The sequence below is a fragment of the Asticcacaulis sp. AND118 genome, from assembly GCF_020535245.1.
In the GTDB taxonomy this organism is placed as follows: domain Bacteria; phylum Pseudomonadota; class Alphaproteobacteria; order Caulobacterales; family Caulobacteraceae; genus Asticcacaulis.
Window position 1 is genome coordinate 516,034 of sequence record NZ_CP084910.1, and the last position, 19,042, is coordinate 535,075.

Here is a 19,042-nt window from a genome sequence, read left to right on the forward strand (position 1 = left end):
CTGTTTGGAGAAAGGCAGGGCAGTTAGCATGTTCGCAAAGGGGCGGCGAGAATAAACGCGCTTTGGGCGTGTAATTAGATGGATTTTGCCGTTTATGGGGTGCTATCTGCAAGAATTTTGCACGCTATGGCAAAAATTTGCTGGAAAGTTTCCTTTGCTACAAAAGAAAACCGGTTGCCGATGCAACAATACGGCAACCGGCTTCAAATAATACTAGATCAGTATGTTTTCTTATGGAAACATAAGGATCTAGATTTTGTTTACGCCCTCGCCGGGCGGTGGCTCCGCCACCTTGGCCGCCGCCGCAATGGCGGCTTGAGCGGAATGATTCCATCAGAAATCATTCCGCTCTAAACTATAGGCGCGGGAGGGTCTTACCAGCCGCCGAAAAGGCCGCCCTTTTTCTTCTGCTCCTTTTCTCGCTCGACGGCGCGTTGTTCCAGACCGCGCTGAAGCGGTGTCTTCGGCAGTTCGTCCGGGGTCAGCTTGCCGTCCTTGTTGGCGTCGAGCAGGCGGAAGCGTTGCGAGGTGGCGCGGGTCCATTCCTCGGCGGTGATGCGGTAGTCGAAATTGGCGTCGGCGGCGCGGATGGGCTGAGGCTCGTTGATCAGGCCGAACTGGGCCGCGCCCTGCACGCTTTTGACATAGCGGTTGGCGGCAGCGTTCTTGTCGCCCTCGTCTTCGGCGCGGCGCGGGGTCTTCGGCTGGGCGACCATTGGGCTGAAGCCGGTGATTTCGGGGGCCAGCTCGGTTTCGTAGAAGGTGTTGTCCTGAGACGTAATGACGCCCTTGCCGTCGCGGTCGACGATGGCGAAGAAGCGCATGGCGTCGGCCTGAAACTCTTCGGGAGAGAGGGCGCCGTCCTTGTCGGTGTCGGCGCCGGCGAACCACAGGGCCACCGGATAGGGGTCCTTCAGCGGAGCCTTGAAGACTTCCCCCGACGGGCTGAAGAAGACCGACTGTCCGACCGTGCGGCCGCTGGGCGGACCGGCAGGCTCTTCACCCGACGGCGGCGGACCGGAACGCGGCGGCAGGGCCGGGCCTTGCGCCAGAGCCGGAAGGGCCGTGCAGGCCATCAGGAGGCCGAGAAGGGGAGAAAATTTCGAGGTCATGACTCTGGTCCCGCCAATTTTGGTCTGTTGTGGGGTCTGTATGTGATTTTTACATGGTGTGATTATGGCGGGGATGACATCTGACCTCGGAAAAAATTCTGGCAGACGCGGAAATTTTCGGCGTTCCGGATAGGGCGTTTTTGCCGCCCGGAAAGCAAATCCATATTTGTGTATTCGTTGTCGTGAAAAAGCATATTTCATGTATTGAATCGGGCTAAATTGCGTCAAATTATGCATGTTATTGAAATTGTTATTAATTAAACGCCTTGTTAATCGCGTTTTGTTTCCGTTTTACAGCCTGCCGATAGTGGCGGGCGCTTGAACGGAGATGACAGATGCAGATCGGATCGATGTCTGCCTCCGCCATGTCGCAAATGCACGCGAAGATGTTTTCGAAGATCGACGCAAACAGCGACGGCGGAATAACGCTGGAGGAGATGACCACCTCCGCCACCGAGAAGAGTAAGGCCAAAGGCGGCAGCGAGGATAGTTCCAAGATCGCCGAACGCTTCGCCAGCATGGATGCCAATGGCGATGGCTCGGTAACCGAAGAAGAAGGCCTCAGTTTCTTCCAGAGCCAGATGTCCTCGGAAACCCTGGGCGGCATGTTGCAGGCTCAGGAAGCAGGTCAAGGGGGTGGCCAACCCTTGGGGCCGCCGCCGAGTGGCGGGGCTGGCGGCGGCGGTCAGCAGCCGGCGACCTTCGACGAACTCGACACCAATCAGGACGGCACGGTCAGCCTCGACGAGATGCTGGCGTCGTCGGAAAGCGAGGAGACCGAGGACACCGAAAAAACCTCGCGCCTGACCGAACTGTTTTCGAAGATGGATGCCGATGGTGACGGCTCGGTGACCGAAAGCGAGAAATCGGCCTTCGATGAGCAGATGCGCGCCGAGGGCCCGCCGCCTCCACAGGGTATGGGCCCGCAGAACTGGTCGTCGGAAGACAGCGAAGATACCGCCTCGACCAGCGCGTCGTCGGCCAACGCGACCTCCACGGTCGACAGCCAGACGGCGGCCAGGATGGCGGCGCTCACCGCACAATGGATGCAGTCCATGGCGGCGCTCATGGCCGATCAGGTCGAGAACGGCTCGACCGTATCGGTCGCGGCCTGATCCTTTTCGGGCAGGTAGAAGGCCTGCCCGTTTGCTAGAGCGAGATGATTTAAAGTGGAAACATCATCTCGCTCTAAGTTTCCGAGTGGTCGCGCAATTTTTCCGAAAAGTGGTGCCCACTTTATCGGATTGCGCTCTAAAAGGCCGGGATCGCTCCCGGCCTCTTTCCTGTCAGTTGACGGTCAGACCTATTCAAAGGTCTGGGCGACCTGAGCGACGGTCGAACCGCCGCCGTACTTGTTCGGGCCCTCGGTGCCTTTCAGACAGTAGAAGACCAGCAGGACGATGCCGCCGATCAGCGGCACCAGGCTGATAAACAGCCACCAGGCGCTGCGGTTGGTGTCGTGCAGCCGGCGGAAGCTCAGGCCCAAGCTGGGCAGGAACAGGGCCAGCGAGATCACGAGTTGTATCACGCTGAATATACCGAAGCTGCCATTCGCGCTTTCCACAGCGCCAAGGATGGCGGGGATGATTACGGCGAGAAACTGAAACAGCGCGAACCACCAGAATTCGGATCGCGTGGCGCGCCCGGAAAACTTGGCGTAGTTTTTCAAACCGCTTTGTACCGCTTCGACAAAACCCATTTTAAAGCCCTATGTGTATCTGCGCCCCTGTGACGCAGGGGTGACTATAGGAAGGGTTTTTGAAACGTGAAAGCCGGAAATGGCGTAGCCCTTTACTGCGCCTCCGTGTGCTTTCGTTTTGCGCAATCTGGGCGTGTCTGAGTTAAGGCTTGGTTTACCGGAGCAAGGCTATCGTCCCTGTCGAGTGGCGTACACATACAGGGAGTCCTCGCTATGTCTTTGCGGACCGCATTTGCCTTCAAAAAAAATGCGGACATGGTTCGCGCCATTGATCAGTCGCTGGCCGTCATCAGCTTCGACACGGACGGCAAGATACTCGAAGCGAACGGCAACTTCCTGAAGACGGTAGGCTATGCGGCCAGCGAGATCGTGGGCCGCCATCACCGCGTCTTCATGCCCGACGGTCAGGCCGACACCGAAGCCTATCGCACCTTCTGGGCCGACCTGCGCGCCGGGCATTTCCGCGAGGGCGAGTTCCGCCGCGTGGCCAAAGGCGGGCGCGACATCTGGCTGCAGGCCACCTACAACCCCATTACCGACGGCAGCGGGCGCGTGACCCGCATCGTCAAGATCGCCTCGGACATCACCGCCGACAAGCGGCGCGCCATCGACGACGCGGGTCAGATCGCCGCCATTCAGCGCTCTCAGGCCGTCATCGCCTTCGACCTCGACGGCACCATACTGGACGCCAATGATAACTTCCTTTCGGCCATGGGGTATAGTCTGGACGAAATCAGAGGCCGTCAGCACCGCCTGTTCGTCGATCCGGAAGAGGCGCAGTCGCCGCAATATGCCGCCTTCTGGGCCGCGCTCAAGGCCGGACGCTATCAGGAGGGCGAGTTCCGTCGCCTCGGCAAGGGCGGGCGCGAAGTGTGGATTCGCGCCACCTATAACCCGATCATGGACGCCGAAGGCCGCCCCTTGAAGGTCGTCAAGTTCGCCATGGACGTGACCGCCGAAAAGCGCCGTAATGCCGAGTATGAAGGCCAGATCGATGCTATTCGCCGGTCTCAGGCCGTGATTTCCTTCGCGCTCGACGGCACGATTCTCGACGCCAACGACACCTTTTTGCGTGTGACGGGCTATGACCTGGCCGAGGTGGTGGGGCAGCATCACCGGCTGTTTGTGGCCCCGACCTATGCCGAGGGCGAGGACTATCGCACCTTCTGGCAGAAACTGGCCCGCGGCGAGTCGCTGTCGGCCATCTATCAGCGCTTCGGCAAGGGCGGACGCGCCATCTGGCTTCAGGCTACCTATAACCCCATTCTTGACGCTGCCGGACGGCCGGTGAAGGTGGTCAAATACGCCACCGACATCACCGCCAATATGGAAGCCCGTTCCCGCGCCGTGGCCTCGGCCGAAGAGACGCTGAACAATGTCGAGGCCGTGGCCGCCGCCGCCGAGGAGATGAACGCCGCCGTCAACGACATCGCCCACGCCATGCTGCGCAGCAAGGAGGCGGTCGACAAGATACACGCCCGCACCTCTTCGGCGGGCGCTTCGACCGGGGCCATGCGCCGCGCCGCTCAGTCGATGGACGGCGTAGTGCAACTGATCGCGCAGGTCGCGGGGCAGATCAACCTGCTGGCGCTCAACGCCACCATCGAATCCGCACGGGCGGGCGAGGCGGGCAAGGGCTTCGCCGTCGTCGCCAACGAGGTCAAGATACTGGCTGGTCAGACCAGCGCCGCCACCGCGCGCATCTCTTCGGAGATCGCCGGAATGCAGGCCCTGTCCGACGAGGTCGCCGGCGCGCTCGACACCATCACCGAAGCGGTGAGCGAGGTGCAGGGCTTTGTCGATACGGCGGCGCATTCCATGCAGGAGCAGGCGAGCGTCACCAACGACATCTCATCCAGCATGTACGGCGCCGCCGAAGGCGTGGCGGAGATCGGCCGCAATCTCGACGACTGGATCATCGGCATGGAGGAGCGCCGCTTCGACGCGCGCGTGCGCACGTCGCGGCAGGCGGTGATCATCGCGCCGGGCCGCCCGACCATCGTCTGCACGGTGCGCAATCTTTCGAAGAGCGGCGCCAAGCTGATCGTGCCGGACGTTCATGCGGTGCCCGACAGCTTCGATCTGGAGATCAATGGCGAGCCGGCGCGTCGCGTCCGTATCGCGCGTCGCGGATCGGGCGAGGTCGGGGTGAAGTTCATGGATGCGCTGGCGATAGCCGCGTAAAGCGGCATGATTTCTGATGGAATCCTTCCGCTCAAGCCGCCATTGCGGCGGCGGCCAAGGTGGCGGAGCCACCGCCCGGCGAGGGCGTAAGCAAAATCCAGATTATTTCTATAAGAAAACATAATGATCTAGCTGCTGTCCTCGATGTGGACCAGCCACCACGGATAACCGTTTCCGCAGGGCGTTTCGTCTTTGTGCATGCCGGGCGGGGTCGGAAGGTCGCGCATCACATAGGCAAAGCGTCGTGACACGGCCCAGTAGTCGGGGCGGGGAACCTCCGGATCGAAGGCCTTGCCGTCGGGCCAGCGGCCTGTCGCGTGGGCTTCGCTCTGCGTAATGGCATTGGCGCGGCGCGCGGCGATGCGCGTAAAGCGGTCCCACAGCGGCTTATCGGTCTCGTCCAGTATCGCCTTATCGCCATAGGTCAGCCAGTGCGGATCGGCGGGCCGCGCCTCCGGCCACGTCTCGCCGTCAAACCAGTTGCCGACGCGTTCGGCATGGCCTTCGGCCCAGCCATTGAAGCGCCGGAGCTGCTTGAGGAAACGCTCGGTAAGCTCTTCTTCCGTAAGTGCGCGTCGAGGCGGCGGGCCGAGGTCGAGGGGGACCGGCGGCGAATAGAGCTGAGTGAACAGGCGCTCGGCGCTGAGGATGAAACGCCCGGCGCGGATGGCCTCCAGATGAGTTTGGGGCTGCGGCAGGGCGGTGACGAGGGCCAGCAGCCGGTCGGCGGCCTCGCGCAGGCGCTGCCGCGCGGCCGGGGTTTCGCTCTTGCCTTCCATTTCTTCGGGGAGATGGCAGACGATGCGATCGGCGACCATCAGGGTGCGCGCCGCGCGCTCTCCGTCGCGATAGGTTTCGGGGTCGGGCAGGGCCTCGACCGTGGCGGCGATCTTGTCCGCGAAATCGCGCAGCAGGGCGACCCGCGCCCGCAGCGCGGCATTGTCCTCAGGCGTGCGCTTGGGTCTAGCCATCGCCTAAGGATAAGCGCGGTTGGCGCGGCGGGGATAAATGACCTGCATTGGGTGCCATTGCGCGTCAATATTGAGCTAAATGGTTCAGTGTTCCGCCGCCCGTCTCGACGCTTCGTTCGCCGCGCTGGATCAGGTCGTTCAGGCATTGAAACAGAAGGAGAGAGACGATGGACGGGACAAAGGGTAATACCACGACGGAGCGGGTGTCGGATCGCGAACTGGTCGTGACGCGGACCGTCGACGGTCCGGCGCGCCTCGTGTTCAAGGCGTGGAGCGATTCGGCGCTGTTTCAACGCTGGTGGACGCCCAGGTCGTTCGGCATGACCATTCATTCCTGCGAAATGGACGTGCGCACCGGTGGCGGCTATCGGCTGGTGATCAGCCATCCGTCGATGCCGGAGCCGATGGCCTTCTTCGGCAAATATATCGAGGTGGTGCCCGACGCCCGCATCGTCTGGACGAACGAGGAAGGCGGCGAAGAGGGGGCCGTGAGCACGGTGACCTTCGAGGAACGCAGGGACAAGACACTGGTCGTCTGGCACGACCTTTATCCGTCGAAAGAGGCGCTGGACGAGGCCATGGTATCGGGCGCCACAAGCGGCTTCGACGAACAGTTCGATCAGTTGGATGAGATGGTTTCAACGCTGGACGCGGAGTGAATCATACCTCCCCGGCTATGCCGGGGAGGGGGACCGCACGAGCCACGAAGTGGTGAGATGTGGTGGTGGGGTATCTTGAGGGGGACACGATGAACGACGCCATCAAGCGCAAGACCGCTCTGGCTCGACAGATGCGCAAAGCGTTGACCACGCCGGAATGGTTGCTGTGGGAACGGCTGAAACATCGCACCGATGGGCTCATCTTCAAGCGCCAGTACGCTGTCGGTCCGTATATCCTTGATTTTTATTGCTTCAAGGCACGGCTGGCTGTTGAGGTGGACGGCACCTTACACAGTCTGGATGAACGGGCGGAAAAAGACGCGACGCGCGATGCGTGGTTACAGTCGCAGGGCCTTGAGGTTTGCCGCCTCGCCGCCGCTGATGTGTACCGGGATGCTGATGCTGTCGCGGATGGGGTGAGGTTGCTGGCACTGGAAAGAGCGGCGCGTTTTTCAAAGATATAAGAACCCCCACCACCGCATCTCACCGCCTTCGGCGGCTCGTGCGGTTCCCCTCCCCAGCGGAGCTGGGGAGGTATAAGTTAGTAGATGTCCCTATCGTAAATAGTGGCTTGTTTGTATTTACAAATTAGAACTATTTTTCCGTCATGATACAAAAAAATGTGCCGTTTAACGACTAAGAAGCCATTGCTTTTGTATTGCGTAACATCGCCCGACCAACTCATTGGGTGTGGTATTTCATCACCTATGGCGGGAAGCACGTAACCAAAATCAGTCGGGTAATGAGTCTGCATATCATTTAGGCTGCCGTCTTCCGTCTCGCAGAAGATATGAATTTCATAGTCTTCAAGTAATTCGTTCATCGAGCGATTTCTTCATTCAACGCGACTGTCTCAGAAACCGGGTAGTGCTCAAAGCAAAAAGAGCGGGTCGTGAGACCCGCTCTTTCCACATAAGACTCGAAAATTTTTCGAAGAACCGCTTCGAGAAAAATTTTCACAGTATGGTCTAAAGCCACCTTCCGATGCGGGCGTTAGCCTGCATTGGAAGGTGAGGCGCTTAGAAATCCATACCGCCCATGCCGCCCATGCCGCCGCCCGGCATAGCCGGAGCCGCTTCCTTCTTCGGGCTTTCGACCACGGCGGCTTCCGTCGTGATCAAGAGGCCCGACACCGAAGCGGCGTCTTGCAGCGCCGTGCGCACGACCTTGGCCGGGTCGATAACGCCGTCAGCCACCAGATCGACGTACTTTTCGGTCTGAGCGTTGAAGCCGAAGGTGGCGTCGTCCGATTCCAGAATCTTGCCGACGACGATCGAGCCTTCGACGCCTGCGTTTTCCGAGATCTGACGGATCGGAGCCTGCAGGGCGCGGCGCACGATGGCGATACCGGCCGTCTGGTCGTCATTGTCGCCGGTCAGGTCGGCCAGCTTCTTCGAAGCCTTCAGCAGAGCCGTGCCGCCGCCCGGAACGATGCCTTCGTCCACGGCAGCGCGCGTGGCGTTCAGGGCGTCGTCAACGCGGTCCTTCTTTTCCTTCACTTCGACTTCGGTCGAGCCGCCGACGCGGATGACCGCGACGCCGCCGGCCAGCTTGGCCAGACGCTCTTGCAGCTTTTCCTTGTCGTAGTCCGACGTGGTTTCTTCGATCTGTTGCTTGATCTGAGCCACGCGGCCTTCGATCTCGGCCTTTTCACCGACGCCGTCGACGATGGTGGTGGTTTCCTTGGTGATCGTCACCTTCTTGGCGCGGCCCAGCATGTCGAGGGTCACGGTCTCAAGCTTGATGCCGATGTCTTCGGAGATCACTTGACCAGCCGTCAGGATGGCGATGTCTTCCAGCATGGCCTTGCGGCGGTCGCCGAAGCCCGGCGCCTTGACGGCCGCGACGCGCAGACCGCCACGCAGACGGTTGACGACCAGGGTCGCCAGCGCTTCGCCTTCGACGTCTTCGGAGATGATCAGCAGCGGGCGGCCCGACTGCACGACGGCTTCGAGGATCGGCAGGATCGGCTGGAGCGTCGAGATCTTCTTGTCGAAGATCAGGATGTACGGGTCTTCGAGAACCGCTTCCATCTTGTCCGGGTTGGTGACGAAGTAGGGCGACAGGTAGCCGCGGTCGAACTGCATGCCTTCGACGACATCCAGCTCGGTTTCGGCGGTCTTGGCTTCTTCGACGGTGATGACGCCTTCGTTGCCGACCTTGGCCATGGCGTCAGCGATCATCTGACCGACTTCGGTGTCGCCGTTGGCCGAGATGGTGCCGACCTGAGCGATTTCCGAGTTCGAGGTGACCGGCTTCGACGAGGCCTTGATTTCGGCGATGACGATGGCGACGGCCTTGTCGATGCCACGCTTCAGGTCCATCGGGTTGCGGCCGGAAGAGACGGACTTCAGGCCTTCGACGGCGATGGCCTGAGCCAGAACCGTGGCGGTGGTGGTGCCGTCGCCGGCCTTGTCGTTGGTCTTCGAGGCGACTTCGCGGATCAGTTGCGCGCCCAGGTTTTCGAACTTGTCAGCCAGTTCGATTTCCTTGGCGACCGAGACGCCGTCCTTGGTCGAGCGCGGGGCGCCGAAGGACTTTTCGAGGATGACATTGCGGCCCTTGGGGCCCAGGGTGACCTTCACCGCATTGGCGAGGATGTTGACGCCGCGCAGGATCTTGTCGCGCGCGTCCGAGGCAAACAGTACGTCTTTAGCAGCCATTTCGGGTGTTCCTTTGGTTGCGTAATTTCAGAACAGGACGAGGGGGCGGTTAGGGCTCAGAGAGGCCCCGCCCGAACGCGTTAGCGTTCAACCACGCCCAGAATGTCGGATTCTTTCAGGATCAGCAGGTCTTCGCCGTCCAGCTTGACCTCGGTGCCGCCCCACTTGCCGAACAGCACGCGGTCGCCGGCCTTCACGTCGAGAGCGACTTGCTCGCCCTTGTCGTTGCGGTTGCCCGGTCCGACGGCGACGACTTCGCCTTCCTGCGGCTTTTCCTTAGCCGTATCAGGGATGATGATCCCGCCCTTGGTCTTGGCTTCTTCTTCAACGCGCTTCACGAGGACGCGGTCGCCCAGCGGACGAAAGCTCATGTGATGTCTCCGATGTTATTCGTGGATGTGTTAGCACTCAGCGCTCGCGAGTGCCAACGCGCCCCTGAGTTAGGATCACGGCCCGCGAGAGTCAAGGATTTGAGTTGTGGATGAATGTGAATTTTTTGCGCCAAATTCAAGGGCGACCATCGGCGACTGATATGGCGCGGAAGAGAGGACCGGCCCTGTGCGGGCATCGTCGAAGCCGATAGTCTGGGCCGGGTGCCGTAAAGAAATGATACCGCCCCGGATGGATGGGGAGATATGAGAGAAACGGAACACCACGCCTGAAGCGTAGAACGACAAAACCAAACACAGGGAAACCACACATGATCGATCGTCGTCAACTGGGGCTGGGCATGGGCGCTCTGGCCCTGTCGAGCACCGCGCATGCTGCGTCGGCGCGGCCGTGGCCGTACCTGATCGGCGCCGACGTCTCGTGGATTCCGCAGGACGAGGCGCAGGGCGCGGTCTTTTTCGAGAACGGCGTGCAGAAAGACCCGCTCGACATCCTCAAAGGCGCGGGGTTCAATGCCATCAAGCTAAGGGTGTTTGTCGATCCGGAAAACGGCTATTCGAAAAAAGACCCGCAGGCCAAATGGTGCGGCCTCGACCAATCCATCGCCTTCGCCAAACGTATCCGGGCGCGCGGCTTCCACCTCAGCCTGACCTTCCACTACAGCGACACCTGGGCCGATCCGCAGCATCAGGACAAACCCGCCGCGTGGAAGGACCTCCCCTTCGACAGGCTGGTCGAGGCCGTCCACGCCCATACGCGCGACAGCCTCACCGCTATGAAGACGGCCGGTGTCGCGCCCGATCTGGTGCTGATCGGCAATGAGACGACGTTTGGCACATTGTGGCCTGACGGGCGGGTGCCGCTGCCCGTGCCGACCGGCAATCCGCAGACCGACGCCGTGCATCTGAACGTGCCGGGCGCGGGCGGTTTCGACCGTTTCGCCGCCCTGCTCAAGGCGGGATTGGCGGGCGTGCACGAGGCGACGCCGCAAGCCAAGACCGCCGTGCACAACCATCTGGGGCGGCACTGGGAGATCGTGAAGCACTGGACCGACAGCCTGAGGGCGCGCGATGTGCGCTGCGATGCTGTGGGCTTTTCCTGCTATCAGCAGGCGGCGGAAGGCGACTGGGAAAACACCTTCGCCAATTTCGGCAAGCGCTATCCTGAGATGGGCGTCTTCGTCGCGGAATATTCAAGCCGCAAGCGCTATGTGAACGATATTGCGTATAAGGCCGGGGCCTGGGGCGGCTATATCTGGGAGCCGACGCGGCATCAGGAGGCCATCTTCGACAAGGACGGCGAAAACGCCGGCGAAGGCCCGCGTCCTAACCTGCTGTCGCAGGGGATCAACGCGGCAGAGGCCCCCGGTGCGGCGCCTGCGACCGAGGCCCCGAAACACAAACGCACTATCGGCGGGCGCTACGACGCCAACGGGTTGCTGAGCCTCTATCGCCAGATGGCGAAGGATTACGCGAAGTAATCATATCGCCTCAACCTAATCATACCTCCCCAACTTGTTGGGGAGGGGGACCGCACAAGCGAACGCAGTGAGTGAGATGTGGTGGTGGGGTTTCTTGCTTGAGCGGCAATGCATCTGCGGATGGATAGATCGCTAGCCACCCCACCACCACTCGCTCCGCTCATGGTCCCCCTCCCCGCCAGCGGGAAGGTATAAGTTACTTCAGTTCCACATCCGCGACGACGGGGAAGTGGTCCGAAATCACCTTGCCCGTAAAGCTGTCGGTCAGGGTGGCGAAGCGCGTCACTTTCAGCGCGCGATCGACGAAGATATGGTCGATCGGCTCGCCATCCGTGCGGCGGATGTCGAAGCCGTTGAAAGTGCCCGGAGGACCGAAACGGACGGCGGCCTCGCTGCGGGCGTCTTTCAGGGGGCTGGTGTCGGCGGTAAAGCGCTTGTACGGCGCGCTGTCCGGACCGGTATTGAAGTCCCCCAGCACGATCAGGCGCGCGCCCGGCACCTGCGGCAGGGCCAGAATCTGCGCCGCGCAATTGTCGCGCGCCTTGACGCCGACATGGTCGAAATGGGCGTTGCGCACGTCGAAGACCTGCCCGCTGCGTTTGTCCTTGAGGATCAGGCGCGTGAAGGTGCGCGGCAGGGCAGCGTCGGCGTCCTTCGACGGCGTGTCCGGCGTCTGGCCGCACCATTGCGTCGTCGCCGACAGCTTCTCGAAGCGTTCGCGACGCCAGAAGACGGTAGTGGTCTCACCCGCTTTCGCGCCGTCGTCGCGGCCGACGCCGTAGTGCGCATAACCGTCCAGCGCCTGCGCGAGGTCGTCGACCATCGGCAGCAGGGCCTCCTGCACGCCCAGCACGTCCGGCGCGAGGAAGGCGATCTGCGCGGCCATGTGCGGGCGGCGCTCCGGCCACGGCGGCACGTCCTGCGGATTGTCGTAGCGGATATTGTAGCTCATCACGCGCAGGGTCTCGGCGGTGGCCGGAGTGGCGACGAGCAGGGCGGCGGCGAGCAGGAGCAGACGTTTCATACGCGCATTTTACGGGCGGCGGCGGGTGCGGTCCAATGACATTCCTATGAAGGCGGCTATAAAGCCGGCGTCGTCACCGTCGCGCCCTGCTGCTCCAGTTGCTGCAACGCCCCGCCGGGCGCGAGCAACGCCGACAGGGGCAGGACGATCAGCGACTTGCCCGGCGTTTGCAGGGCGTCGGTGATCGAGCCGACCGTCTGTTCCACCGCCTTGCCCAGCATGGCTTTCGTCGACGGCGCGCCTTCGAGGCAGGCCAGAAGCGCGGAATCGGGCGACAGGCGCTGCACGGTCTGAAGGTCGCCGACGGCCCAGGCCTCGGTGGCGGCGCGGGCGTGTTTGAGCGCGAAATCGATCTCGTCCAGCGTGGCGGCGACGCAGGCCATCTGCTGCGGCTGACTGAAATCGTCGATGCGGCCCAGCGTCTTCGCCACCGAGAAATTGCCCGACGGTTGGGTTTTCAGTTTTTGCGCCTTCGCGAAACGCAGCAGGGTCTTTTCCGGATCGCGCGTGGCGATGCCGGCCTTGTCGTAGACGTCTTCGCGCAGCGCGGCGGCGGCCCACAGCGGCGACAGCTTTTTGTATTTTTCGCGGTCGAGACCATGCGCATCGATCAGGGCGTTGAAACGCTGCGACAGGGGAGCGGGCAACACCTCGTCCAGCTTTTTGCCCAGCGGCAGGCGGCGGTCCATCAGCAGACGCGTCCCGCCGATCAGCCCGCCTTTCGCTTCTGGCGCGGTCAGCAGCACGTTGGACAGGCCGATAACGCGCTCGACGCGTCTGGAATCCCACGAGACGCGCTTGGTCATCACCGGCATGGCCCCCAGCACATAGACCTGGCTGTCGCCCTTGCGCACGCGCCACAGGGCCGGACCGGGCAGGCGCGCCGTGACCACGACGTCGGTGATCCATTCCTCGCCGTCGCGGATGGCCCGGCCTTCGCGGAGAGTTTGGCCGTCGCTGAGGGTTTCCTGCGCGGCGACGGGCAGCGCGGTCAGCATGAGCGCGGTGAGAAGGACGGGTAGGCGCATGGCGGGGTTCCTCATCAGCGCCATATAAGGCCGTATCGCCGTGACAGAAATGGGGCATTCTGAATCATACCTCCCCAGTTTACTGGGGAGGGGAACCGCACGACGCGCGAAGCGCTAGATGCGGTGGTGGGGGTTCTTAAAACGGCCCAGCGGTTTCGCAGGCTGAATGTCCGCAAGATACCCCACCACCACATCTCACTCACTGCGTTCGCTCGTGCGGTCCCCCTCCCCGGCATAGCCAGGGAGGTATGAAATGGCGTTACTCCCCCTTCACAGCCAGATCACCCTCGTCCGGCAGATATTCCATAATATCCCCCGGCTGGCACTCCAGCAGGAAGCAAATCTTCGACAGGGTGTCGAAGCGCATGCCCTTCACCTTGCCGGTACGCAGAAGCGACATCTGCGTTTCCGAGATGCCGACCCGCGCCGCCAGATCCTTGGCCCGCATCCTGCGCCGGGCCAGCATCACATCGAGCGTTACATTGACCGGCATATCAGACGTACTGCTCCAGTTCCGCCGACAGGGCCTCACGCCGGGCCTGAAGCGTACGCAGGCGCTGAGCGACACCGATCAGGATCAGCCCAAGAGCCACGAAGGTCAGGGTCAGCAGGACGTCATTCGCGACGCCGGGTTGCCGGCCGGTATTGTGATAAACCTCGCGCCATACCCACGGCGTGACGTTCAGCCCTATAGCCAGACCGCCAAGGACCAACCCCGCCCCGCTTAGACGCAGGCCCTTACACAGGACCGGTTCCAGCGGCGCATCCGGACGAACACGGGCGATCATGTCGGCGGCGAACCACAGGGCCATAGCGAAGAAGGCATAGGGCAACAGCGGCAAGCCGCCCTGCATCAGCGCCAGACCGAAAATGTCGGGCCGATGGCCGATATGCGCCCATAGTTTTGGCAACTGAACGACCGTCAGCAGGACCATGGTTACCAACGGGATACCGATGAGGATTTTAAGAATAAACGCCTTCATACGAAACTCTCCATCTCGGTCTGGAGCTTTTCGCCTGCTGCGGTGATCAGCCACAAAAGCAGCCCGATCCATCCGATGGTCAGCGGTTCGACTTCGAAATCGTAGCGCACGCCGCGGAAACGGTCTTCGATGATGGGCAGCACAGTCGGGGCGAAGACGATGGCGGTGAGCGCCCCGGCGATCAGGTTGCCGCCGATTTCGCGCAGGCCTCTGACCAAGGCGGGACCGAAGGCCGCGCCCTTGTCCAGCCGCAGGAAGCCGCTGCCCGCGCACCACGCGGCGGCGAGGTAGAAGCCGGTGGCCAGCATGGTCACCCAGTATGCGGAAATCAGGATCAGGTTGCGCCACAGATCGCCCTCGACATAGGGCAGGTCAGAGATGGCGGCGGTTTGTTCGCGCAGCCAGGCGAGGCCGACCAGCAGGACGACGGCGCGGCTGGCCCAACCGATCTGGCTCAACGGCCATTTGGAAGCGAACATGAGAAACTCCCTCGGATTTATTTATCCGAGAGGTATATAAATTTAAATAAAACTTAAAGTCAAGAGCCGGTGAGCCGTAGCCCCAGCGCCTGTTTCACCTGCCGCGCCTGACGGGCCAGATCGGTGAGGGCCCAGCCCGGCACCGCCATCAGCACAAAGGCCGACAGCGAAAACGCCAATGTGCGCAGGGCATGGTTGTCGTCGAAGAGGAAGGTCAGGCCCGACATCAACAGCCACCCGGCGGAGGGAATAATCATCCAGTCGCGGCGGCAGGCCGCGCCGGTCACCGCGCTGATCAGGGCGAAGACGACGGCCAGAAACGCCATGTTGGAGACGGGGCTGTAGACGCCCGCGACGAAGCTGCCCACCGAATAGACGAAGATGCCGGCCCCGGCGAACAGCCACGCCGCCGAGACGGCTTCGGTGCGCCAGTTGGACAACAGGCTGTGGCGGCGCACGCGCACCGCGATCACCACCGTGCCGATCAGGCCGGCGACAAAATAGAGCAGGCCATAGGGCAGGGCGGGCAGCAGGCCGGCATAGGCGAGGCTCATGCACAGATGACCGATGCCCAGAACGCCACCCCACCACAGCAGGATCGGCCCACCGGCCAGACCGGCGGATTCGCCGCGCTCCATCAGCCGCCGCAGCCGCGTCAGTTCGTCGTCCATCCCGGCGACGTCTTCGGGCGAGAGTGGCGGTAACAGGCTATCGAGCTTGGGGCCCTGGATCATGGCGCGCTCCCTCTTTATCTTTGTCGCGCATCTGGGTCCAAAAACCGTTGCACACTTTTTGGGATGCGCTCTTAAGCGTTACCACTGATTGTCCGAACGTAAAGCGGAATCGTCAGCGACCCGAAGCGGTGTCCTTGCGGCTGTCTTCGGCGGGCAGTCGGGCGGCCTGAAAATGCATGCCGTCCGGCTGCGGCCAGTGACCGCCCCACACCCAGCCTTCGGCGCGGAAGGCGTCGATGACGTAGCGGTTTTCCGGCAGGGCCAGGTTGGGTTCGGCGTCGCCCAGCGCATTGCGCGCCGGGTCGAAATCGACGGCGCAGCCATAGGCGTGGGTCGACAACCTTCCCGATGCACCTTCCGATGTGCGGATGGGGCGGAAATTGTAGCCGCCGCCCACGGCGTCGAGGCCGAGGCGTCTGATCTCGGTCTGGCTCTGTCCGGCCTCGGTCCAGATGCGGTCGAGCGCGCGCTCCAGCGAGGGGGCAGCAAGACGGTGCACCTGAAGCGTACGGATAGGCAGTTTCGCGTCCCAGGCGGCGTGGGCTTTCCACGGCAGGCGCACAGTTACGAGATTGTCCGCGACCCACTGCGGGTCGGCGCTGACGCCTGTGTCGGTAACGCCTGTGCCGGTCACACGGGCAGGCTCGCCGAAAGCTTCGCGGCAATCGACATAGGCCGGGAAGGCGGCCGTGGTGCGCTCGGCCATATCTTCGATAAGGGTGTGGAAGGTAGCGATCGGCAAACGCCCGGCGCAGGCGACCAGAGCGGCAAGGCCTGAAAAGACGAACAGGGGCGCGATGACGCGCGAGAGGCGCTTGACTAAGGGGGTGTGCATTCGGGGTTGATGTACGCGGGATTGAGGGTGGTTTTATAGCGCGTCTTCGTGGCCGGATTATGCGCGAATGAGGGCACGCCCCCTGCTTGCCAAGGCGGCGGAAATCCCGATAGTGGGAGGTAAATGGCAAGATGGGTGAAGATGATGACGCAGCGGCGGCAATGGATGATCGGCATGGTGGCCTTGCTGGCTGCGGCGGGGCTGCAGGGTTGTTTCCCCTCGCAGGAAAAGCCCGCCGAAAAGGTCGAAGCGCCGAAGCCCGCGCCGGCCAGGCCCAAGCCGCTCTATCGCGATCTGGCCGTGCCGCCGGATTCGGTGCGCGTGCTGATCCAGACCACCAAGGGCGATATCGTCGTCGAACTGGATGGCAAACGCGCGCCGATCTCGACCGCCAACTTCCTGCAATATGTCGATTCCGGGAAAATGACCGACGCCAGCTTCTGGCGCGCCATGAAGTCGGGCAATGGCGGCTTCATTCAGGTCGAGGCGTCGGGTCATCGCTTTACGCCGATCCCGCACGAGCCGACGTCGCAGACCGGCCTGTCGCACACCGACGGCACCATTTCCACGGCGCGTTATGCCGTGGGCACGGCCAGCAACCAGTTCACCATCTCGGTCGGCGATATGAGCTATATGGACGCCGGCCGCGCCGACGGCGATCCGGAAGACGACAATCAGGGTTATGCCGCTTTCGGCAAGGTCGTGTCTGGCATGAGCGTGGTGAAAAAAATCCTCAACGGCAAGATCACCAAAAAGAAGGTCGAAGGCGGCTGGGACGGCCAGAACCTCGAAGAACCGGTGAAGGTGCTGTCGGCCAAGCGGCTGAATTAGGGGGACGTTCTTATATCCCTCTCCCTTGAGGGAGAGGGTGGCGCGAAGACGATAGTCTTTGGGCCGGGTGAGGGGGAATTATAAACGCGGTGTTTCACCCCCTCACCCAACCCCTCTCCCTCAAGGGAGAGGGACGATATGAATTTCTGTATAAAATATCTCAAATCGGCGTTTATTAACAAAAAGCAACTTGACGCTTTTTTGACACGATGATCGTCTCAGCCGTAACGGAGCGGGCGTGGGAGCGCGGCGTTCCGGGGTTGAATCCATTTACTTCCGGGCATCTTTTCCAAATCTCAAAGGAGATACGCCGTGCAAAGACGCGACTTTCTGGCCCTGACCGGGCTGACGGCGGGCAGCCTGCTCGTGCCGTCGCTTTACGGGCGCGCCGTCGCCGCCGAAGTGCTGCAGGAGACGATCGACGTCAAGGTGAAGAAGACGCTGGCTGACGCCGGTCTGAACGCCGCCACGTCTTCGGGCGCCAGCTATTGCGACGTGCGCGTCGGGCGGTACCTGCGTCAGTTCGTCATCACGCGCGAAGATCGCGTCGAGAACGTGGTCAATACCGAGTCGCTGGGCGTGGGCATCCGCGTCATCGCCGACGGGGCCTGGGGCTTTGCCGCCACCAACGACATGACGACCGACGCCGTGGCCCGGGCCGCCAAACAGGCCGTCGCCATCGCCAAGGCCAACGCCAAGATCCAGACCGTTCCGGTCAAGCTGGCGCCGGTCAAGGGCGTGGGCGAGGTGACGTGGAAGACGCCGATCAAGAAGAACAGCCTGAACGTGCCGATCAAGGAAAAGGCCGACATGCTGATCGACGTCAACGCCGCCGCGCTGAAGGCCGGGGCCGACTACGTTAATTCGATGATGTTCCTCGTCAACGAGCAGAAGTATTTCGCCTCGACCGACGGCTCCTATATCGATCAGGACGTCCACCGCATCTGGGCCCCGATGACGGTCACCGCCATCGACAAGGAGTCGGGCAAGTTCCGCACCCGCGACGGCCTGTCGGCCCCGATGGGTCTGGGTTACGAATATCTCGACGGCGACGCGAAGCAGAAGTTCGTCGATCCGGCGGGCGTCACCGGCTACGGCCTCAGCTACGACATGAAGGAAGACGCCATCGCCGCCGCGAAACACGCGCGCGAAAAGCTGAAAGCGCCTTCGGTGAAGCCGGGCAAGTACGATCTGGTGCTCGATCCCAACAATATGTGGCTGACCATCCACGAATCCGTCGGCCACCCGACGGAACTGGACCGCGTGCTGGGCTATGAGGCCAACTACGCCGGCACCTCCTTCGCCACGCTGGACAAGCGCGAGGCGAAGTTCCAGTACGGTTCGGACATCGTCAACATCGTCGCCGACAAGACGCAGTTCGGTTCGCTGGGCTTCGTCGGTTACGACGACGAAGGCGTCAAGACGAAGAAGTGGGACATCATCCGTGACGGCAAGCTGGTCGATTACCAGACCATCCGCGATCAGGCCCATATTCTGGGCAAGACGGAATCGGACGGCTGCTGCTACGCCGACTCGTGGTCGTCGGTGCAGTTCCAGCGCATGGCCAATATCTCGCTGGAGCCCGGCAAAAAGAAGCTCAGCGTCGCCGACATGATCAAGGGCGTCGAAAACGGCATCTATATCGTCGGCGACGGCTCCTTCTCGATCGACCAGCAGCGCTACAACGCCCAGTTCGGCGGCCAGCTCTTCTACGAGATCAAGAACGGCAAGATCACCCAGATGATCGAGGACGTGGCCTATCAGATCCGCACGCCGGAATTCTGGAACGCCTGCGCTGCCATCTGCGACGAAAGCGATTACCGCATGGGCGGCTCCTTCTTCGACGGCAAGGGTCAGCCGGGTCAGGTATCGGCCGTGTCGCACGGTTCCTCCACCACCCGCTTCAACGGCGTCAATGTCATCAACACCGCGCGGTCGCTCGGTTAACCGGCTGATTGGGAGATTACTGA

21 protein-coding genes are annotated in these 19,042 nt (G+C 62.1%); 8 read left to right on the forward strand and 13 right to left on the reverse strand.

What is annotated here, in order from left to right; all coding sequences use genetic code 11:
* Window positions 1-78: 78 nt before the first annotated feature.
* On the forward strand, window positions 79-354 hold the full coding sequence (locus LH365_RS02450) for a hypothetical protein (protein ID WP_226744628.1): 276 nt from the start codon (window positions 79-81) through the stop codon (window positions 352-354).
* Between the two features lie 20 nt (window positions 355-374).
* Here LH365_RS02450 and LH365_RS02455 read toward each other — a convergent pair whose 3' ends face one another.
* Window positions 375-1,112: a hypothetical protein gene (locus LH365_RS02455; protein WP_226744629.1), complete on the reverse strand. Its 738-nt coding sequence runs from the start codon at window positions 1,110-1,112 to the stop codon at window positions 375-377.
* Between the two features lie 335 nt (window positions 1,113-1,447).
* On the opposite strand from LH365_RS02455, the gene LH365_RS02460 reads away from it, so the two are divergent.
* Window positions 1,448-2,227, forward strand: a complete 780-nt coding sequence (locus tag LH365_RS02460) for an EF-hand domain-containing protein (protein WP_226744630.1) — start codon at window positions 1,448-1,450, stop codon at window positions 2,225-2,227.
* Between the two features lie 188 nt (window positions 2,228-2,415).
* Here the strand turns inward: LH365_RS02460 and LH365_RS02465 are convergent, their stop codons facing one another.
* A complete protein-coding gene (locus LH365_RS02465; protein ID WP_226744631.1) occupies window positions 2,416-2,811 on the reverse strand; it encodes a DUF805 domain-containing protein in 396 nt (131 codons plus the stop codon).
* Between the two features lie 255 nt (window positions 2,812-3,066).
* On the opposite strand from LH365_RS02465, the gene LH365_RS02470 reads away from it, so the two are divergent.
* Window positions 3,067-4,995 carry a PAS domain S-box protein gene (locus tag LH365_RS02470; protein ID WP_226744632.1) on the forward strand — a complete coding sequence of 643 codons (1,929 nt, stop codon included), beginning with the start codon at window positions 3,067-3,069 and terminating at the stop codon, window positions 4,993-4,995.
* 128 nt (window positions 4,996-5,123) lie between these two features.
* Here the strand turns inward: LH365_RS02470 and LH365_RS02475 are convergent, their stop codons facing one another.
* Window positions 5,124-5,966 carry a hypothetical protein gene (locus tag LH365_RS02475; protein WP_226744633.1) on the reverse strand — a complete coding sequence of 281 codons (843 nt, stop codon included), beginning with the start codon at window positions 5,964-5,966 and terminating at the stop codon, window positions 5,124-5,126.
* A gap of 167 nt (window positions 5,967-6,133) precedes the next feature.
* Here LH365_RS02475 and LH365_RS02480 point away from each other — a divergent pair, with 167 nt between their 5' ends.
* Window positions 6,134-6,625, forward strand: coding sequence for an SRPBCC domain-containing protein (locus tag LH365_RS02480; RefSeq protein WP_226744634.1), 492 nt, complete (start codon window positions 6,134-6,136; stop codon window positions 6,623-6,625).
* A gap of 89 nt (window positions 6,626-6,714) precedes the next feature.
* Window positions 6,715-7,089 carry an endonuclease domain-containing protein gene (locus LH365_RS02485; RefSeq protein ID WP_226744635.1) on the forward strand — a complete coding sequence of 125 codons (375 nt, stop codon included), beginning with the start codon at window positions 6,715-6,717 and terminating at the stop codon, window positions 7,087-7,089.
* Between the two features lie 77 nt (window positions 7,090-7,166).
* Here LH365_RS02485 and LH365_RS02490 read toward each other — a convergent pair whose 3' ends face one another.
* The 3 genes from LH365_RS02490 to groES all read right to left on the reverse strand — a co-directional run bounded on the left by LH365_RS02490 (window position 7,167) and on the right by groES (window position 9,659).
* A complete protein-coding gene (locus tag LH365_RS02490; RefSeq protein ID WP_226744636.1) occupies window positions 7,167-7,448 on the reverse strand; it encodes a hypothetical protein in 282 nt (93 codons plus the stop codon).
* 196 nt (window positions 7,449-7,644) lie between these two features.
* Window positions 7,645-9,288: a chaperonin GroEL gene (gene groL / locus LH365_RS02495; RefSeq protein WP_226744637.1), complete on the reverse strand. Its 1,644-nt coding sequence runs from the start codon at window positions 9,286-9,288 to the stop codon at window positions 7,645-7,647.
* 80 nt (window positions 9,289-9,368) lie between these two features.
* On the reverse strand, window positions 9,369-9,659 hold the full coding sequence (gene groES, locus LH365_RS02500) for a co-chaperone GroES (protein ID WP_107877382.1): 291 nt from the start codon (window positions 9,657-9,659) through the stop codon (window positions 9,369-9,371).
* A gap of 329 nt (window positions 9,660-9,988) precedes the next feature.
* On the opposite strand from groES, the gene LH365_RS02505 reads away from it, so the two are divergent.
* A complete protein-coding gene (locus LH365_RS02505) occupies window positions 9,989-11,158 on the forward strand; it encodes a glycosyl hydrolase 53 family protein (RefSeq protein WP_226744638.1) in 1,170 nt (389 codons plus the stop codon).
* Between the two features lie 196 nt (window positions 11,159-11,354).
* Here the strand turns inward: LH365_RS02505 and LH365_RS02510 are convergent, their stop codons facing one another.
* The 7 genes from LH365_RS02510 to LH365_RS02540 form a co-directional block, all read right to left on the reverse strand.
* Entirely contained in the window at window positions 11,355-12,182 is an 828-nt protein-coding gene (locus tag LH365_RS02510) for an endonuclease/exonuclease/phosphatase family protein (protein ID WP_226744639.1), read from the reverse strand.
* 56 nt (window positions 12,183-12,238) lie between these two features.
* On the reverse strand, window positions 12,239-13,210 hold the full coding sequence (locus LH365_RS02515) for a TraB/GumN family protein (protein ID WP_226744640.1): 972 nt from the start codon (window positions 13,208-13,210) through the stop codon (window positions 12,239-12,241).
* 259 nt (window positions 13,211-13,469) lie between these two features.
* The gene (locus LH365_RS02520) at window positions 13,470-13,703 is read right to left on the reverse strand and encodes a helix-turn-helix transcriptional regulator (protein WP_226744641.1); all 234 of its coding nucleotides are present in this window, start codon (window positions 13,701-13,703) and stop codon (window positions 13,470-13,472) included.
* Window position 13,704: 1 nt separating this feature from the next.
* Entirely contained in the window at window positions 13,705-14,193 is a 489-nt protein-coding gene (locus LH365_RS02525; protein ID WP_226744642.1) for a hypothetical protein, read from the reverse strand.
* Complete coding sequence (locus LH365_RS02530; RefSeq protein ID WP_226744643.1) at window positions 14,190-14,672, reverse strand: hypothetical protein; 483 nt, start codon at window positions 14,670-14,672, stop codon at window positions 14,190-14,192. The genes LH365_RS02525 and LH365_RS02530 overlap by 4 nt, the downstream gene beginning before the upstream one ends.
* Before the next feature lie 59 nt (window positions 14,673-14,731).
* Window positions 14,732-15,406 carry a hypothetical protein gene (locus tag LH365_RS02535; protein WP_226744644.1) on the reverse strand — a complete coding sequence of 225 codons (675 nt, stop codon included), beginning with the start codon at window positions 15,404-15,406 and terminating at the stop codon, window positions 14,732-14,734.
* A 112-nt stretch (window positions 15,407-15,518) separates the two neighbouring features.
* Window positions 15,519-16,241: a M15 family metallopeptidase gene (locus LH365_RS02540; RefSeq protein ID WP_226744645.1), complete on the reverse strand. Its 723-nt coding sequence runs from the start codon at window positions 16,239-16,241 to the stop codon at window positions 15,519-15,521.
* 123 nt (window positions 16,242-16,364) lie between these two features.
* Here LH365_RS02540 and LH365_RS02545 point away from each other — a divergent pair, with 123 nt between their 5' ends.
* On the forward strand, window positions 16,365-17,072 hold the full coding sequence (locus LH365_RS02545; protein WP_226744646.1) for a peptidylprolyl isomerase: 708 nt from the start codon (window positions 16,365-16,367) through the stop codon (window positions 17,070-17,072).
* A gap of 312 nt (window positions 17,073-17,384) precedes the next feature.
* Window positions 17,385-19,019 carry a TldD/PmbA family protein gene (locus LH365_RS02550; RefSeq protein ID WP_226744647.1) on the forward strand — a complete coding sequence of 545 codons (1,635 nt, stop codon included), beginning with the start codon at window positions 17,385-17,387 and terminating at the stop codon, window positions 19,017-19,019.
* Window positions 19,020-19,042: the final 23 nt, after the last annotated feature.

Excerpts from the sequence above, each read along its gene's own strand:
- LH365_RS02450 (WP_226744628.1), top strand. The coding sequence starts at position 79 with ATGGATTTTGCCGTTTATGGGGTGCTATCTGCAAGAATTTTGCACGCT.
- LH365_RS02455 (WP_226744629.1), bottom strand. The coding sequence starts at position 1,112 with ATGACCTCGAAATTTTCTCCCCTTCTCGGCCTCCTGATGGCCTGCACG.
- LH365_RS02460 (WP_226744630.1), top strand. The coding sequence starts at position 1,448 with ATGCAGATCGGATCGATGTCTGCCTCCGCCATGTCGCAAATGCACGCG.
- LH365_RS02465 (WP_226744631.1), bottom strand. The coding sequence starts at position 2,811 with ATGGGTTTTGTCGAAGCGGTACAAAGCGGTTTGAAAAACTACGCCAAG.
- LH365_RS02470 (WP_226744632.1), top strand. The coding sequence starts at position 3,067 with ATGGTTCGCGCCATTGATCAGTCGCTGGCCGTCATCAGCTTCGACACG.
- LH365_RS02475 (WP_226744633.1), bottom strand. The coding sequence starts at position 5,966 with ATGGCTAGACCCAAGCGCACGCCTGAGGACAATGCCGCGCTGCGGGCG.
- LH365_RS02480 (WP_226744634.1), top strand. The coding sequence starts at position 6,134 with ATGGACGGGACAAAGGGTAATACCACGACGGAGCGGGTGTCGGATCGC.
- LH365_RS02485 (WP_226744635.1), top strand. The coding sequence starts at position 6,715 with ATGAACGACGCCATCAAGCGCAAGACCGCTCTGGCTCGACAGATGCGC.
- LH365_RS02490 (WP_226744636.1), bottom strand. The coding sequence starts at position 7,448 with ATGAACGAATTACTTGAAGACTATGAAATTCATATCTTCTGCGAGACG.
- groL (WP_226744637.1), bottom strand. The coding sequence starts at position 9,288 with ATGGCTGCTAAAGACGTACTGTTTGCCTCGGACGCGCGCGACAAGATC.
- groES (WP_107877382.1), bottom strand. The coding sequence starts at position 9,659 with ATGAGCTTTCGTCCGCTGGGCGACCGCGTCCTCGTGAAGCGCGTTGAA.
- LH365_RS02505 (WP_226744638.1), top strand. The coding sequence starts at position 9,989 with ATGATCGATCGTCGTCAACTGGGGCTGGGCATGGGCGCTCTGGCCCTG.
- LH365_RS02510 (WP_226744639.1), bottom strand. The coding sequence starts at position 12,182 with ATGAAACGTCTGCTCCTGCTCGCCGCCGCCCTGCTCGTCGCCACTCCG.
- LH365_RS02515 (WP_226744640.1), bottom strand. The coding sequence starts at position 13,210 with ATGCGCCTACCCGTCCTTCTCACCGCGCTCATGCTGACCGCGCTGCCC.
- LH365_RS02520 (WP_226744641.1), bottom strand. The coding sequence starts at position 13,703 with ATGCCGGTCAATGTAACGCTCGATGTGATGCTGGCCCGGCGCAGGATG.
- LH365_RS02525 (WP_226744642.1), bottom strand. The coding sequence starts at position 14,193 with ATGAAGGCGTTTATTCTTAAAATCCTCATCGGTATCCCGTTGGTAACC.
- LH365_RS02530 (WP_226744643.1), bottom strand. The coding sequence starts at position 14,672 with ATGTTCGCTTCCAAATGGCCGTTGAGCCAGATCGGTTGGGCCAGCCGC.
- LH365_RS02535 (WP_226744644.1), bottom strand. The coding sequence starts at position 15,406 with ATGATCCAGGGCCCCAAGCTCGATAGCCTGTTACCGCCACTCTCGCCC.
- LH365_RS02540 (WP_226744645.1), bottom strand. The coding sequence starts at position 16,241 with ATGCACACCCCCTTAGTCAAGCGCCTCTCGCGCGTCATCGCGCCCCTG.
- LH365_RS02545 (WP_226744646.1), top strand. The coding sequence starts at position 16,365 with ATGGCAAGATGGGTGAAGATGATGACGCAGCGGCGGCAATGGATGATC.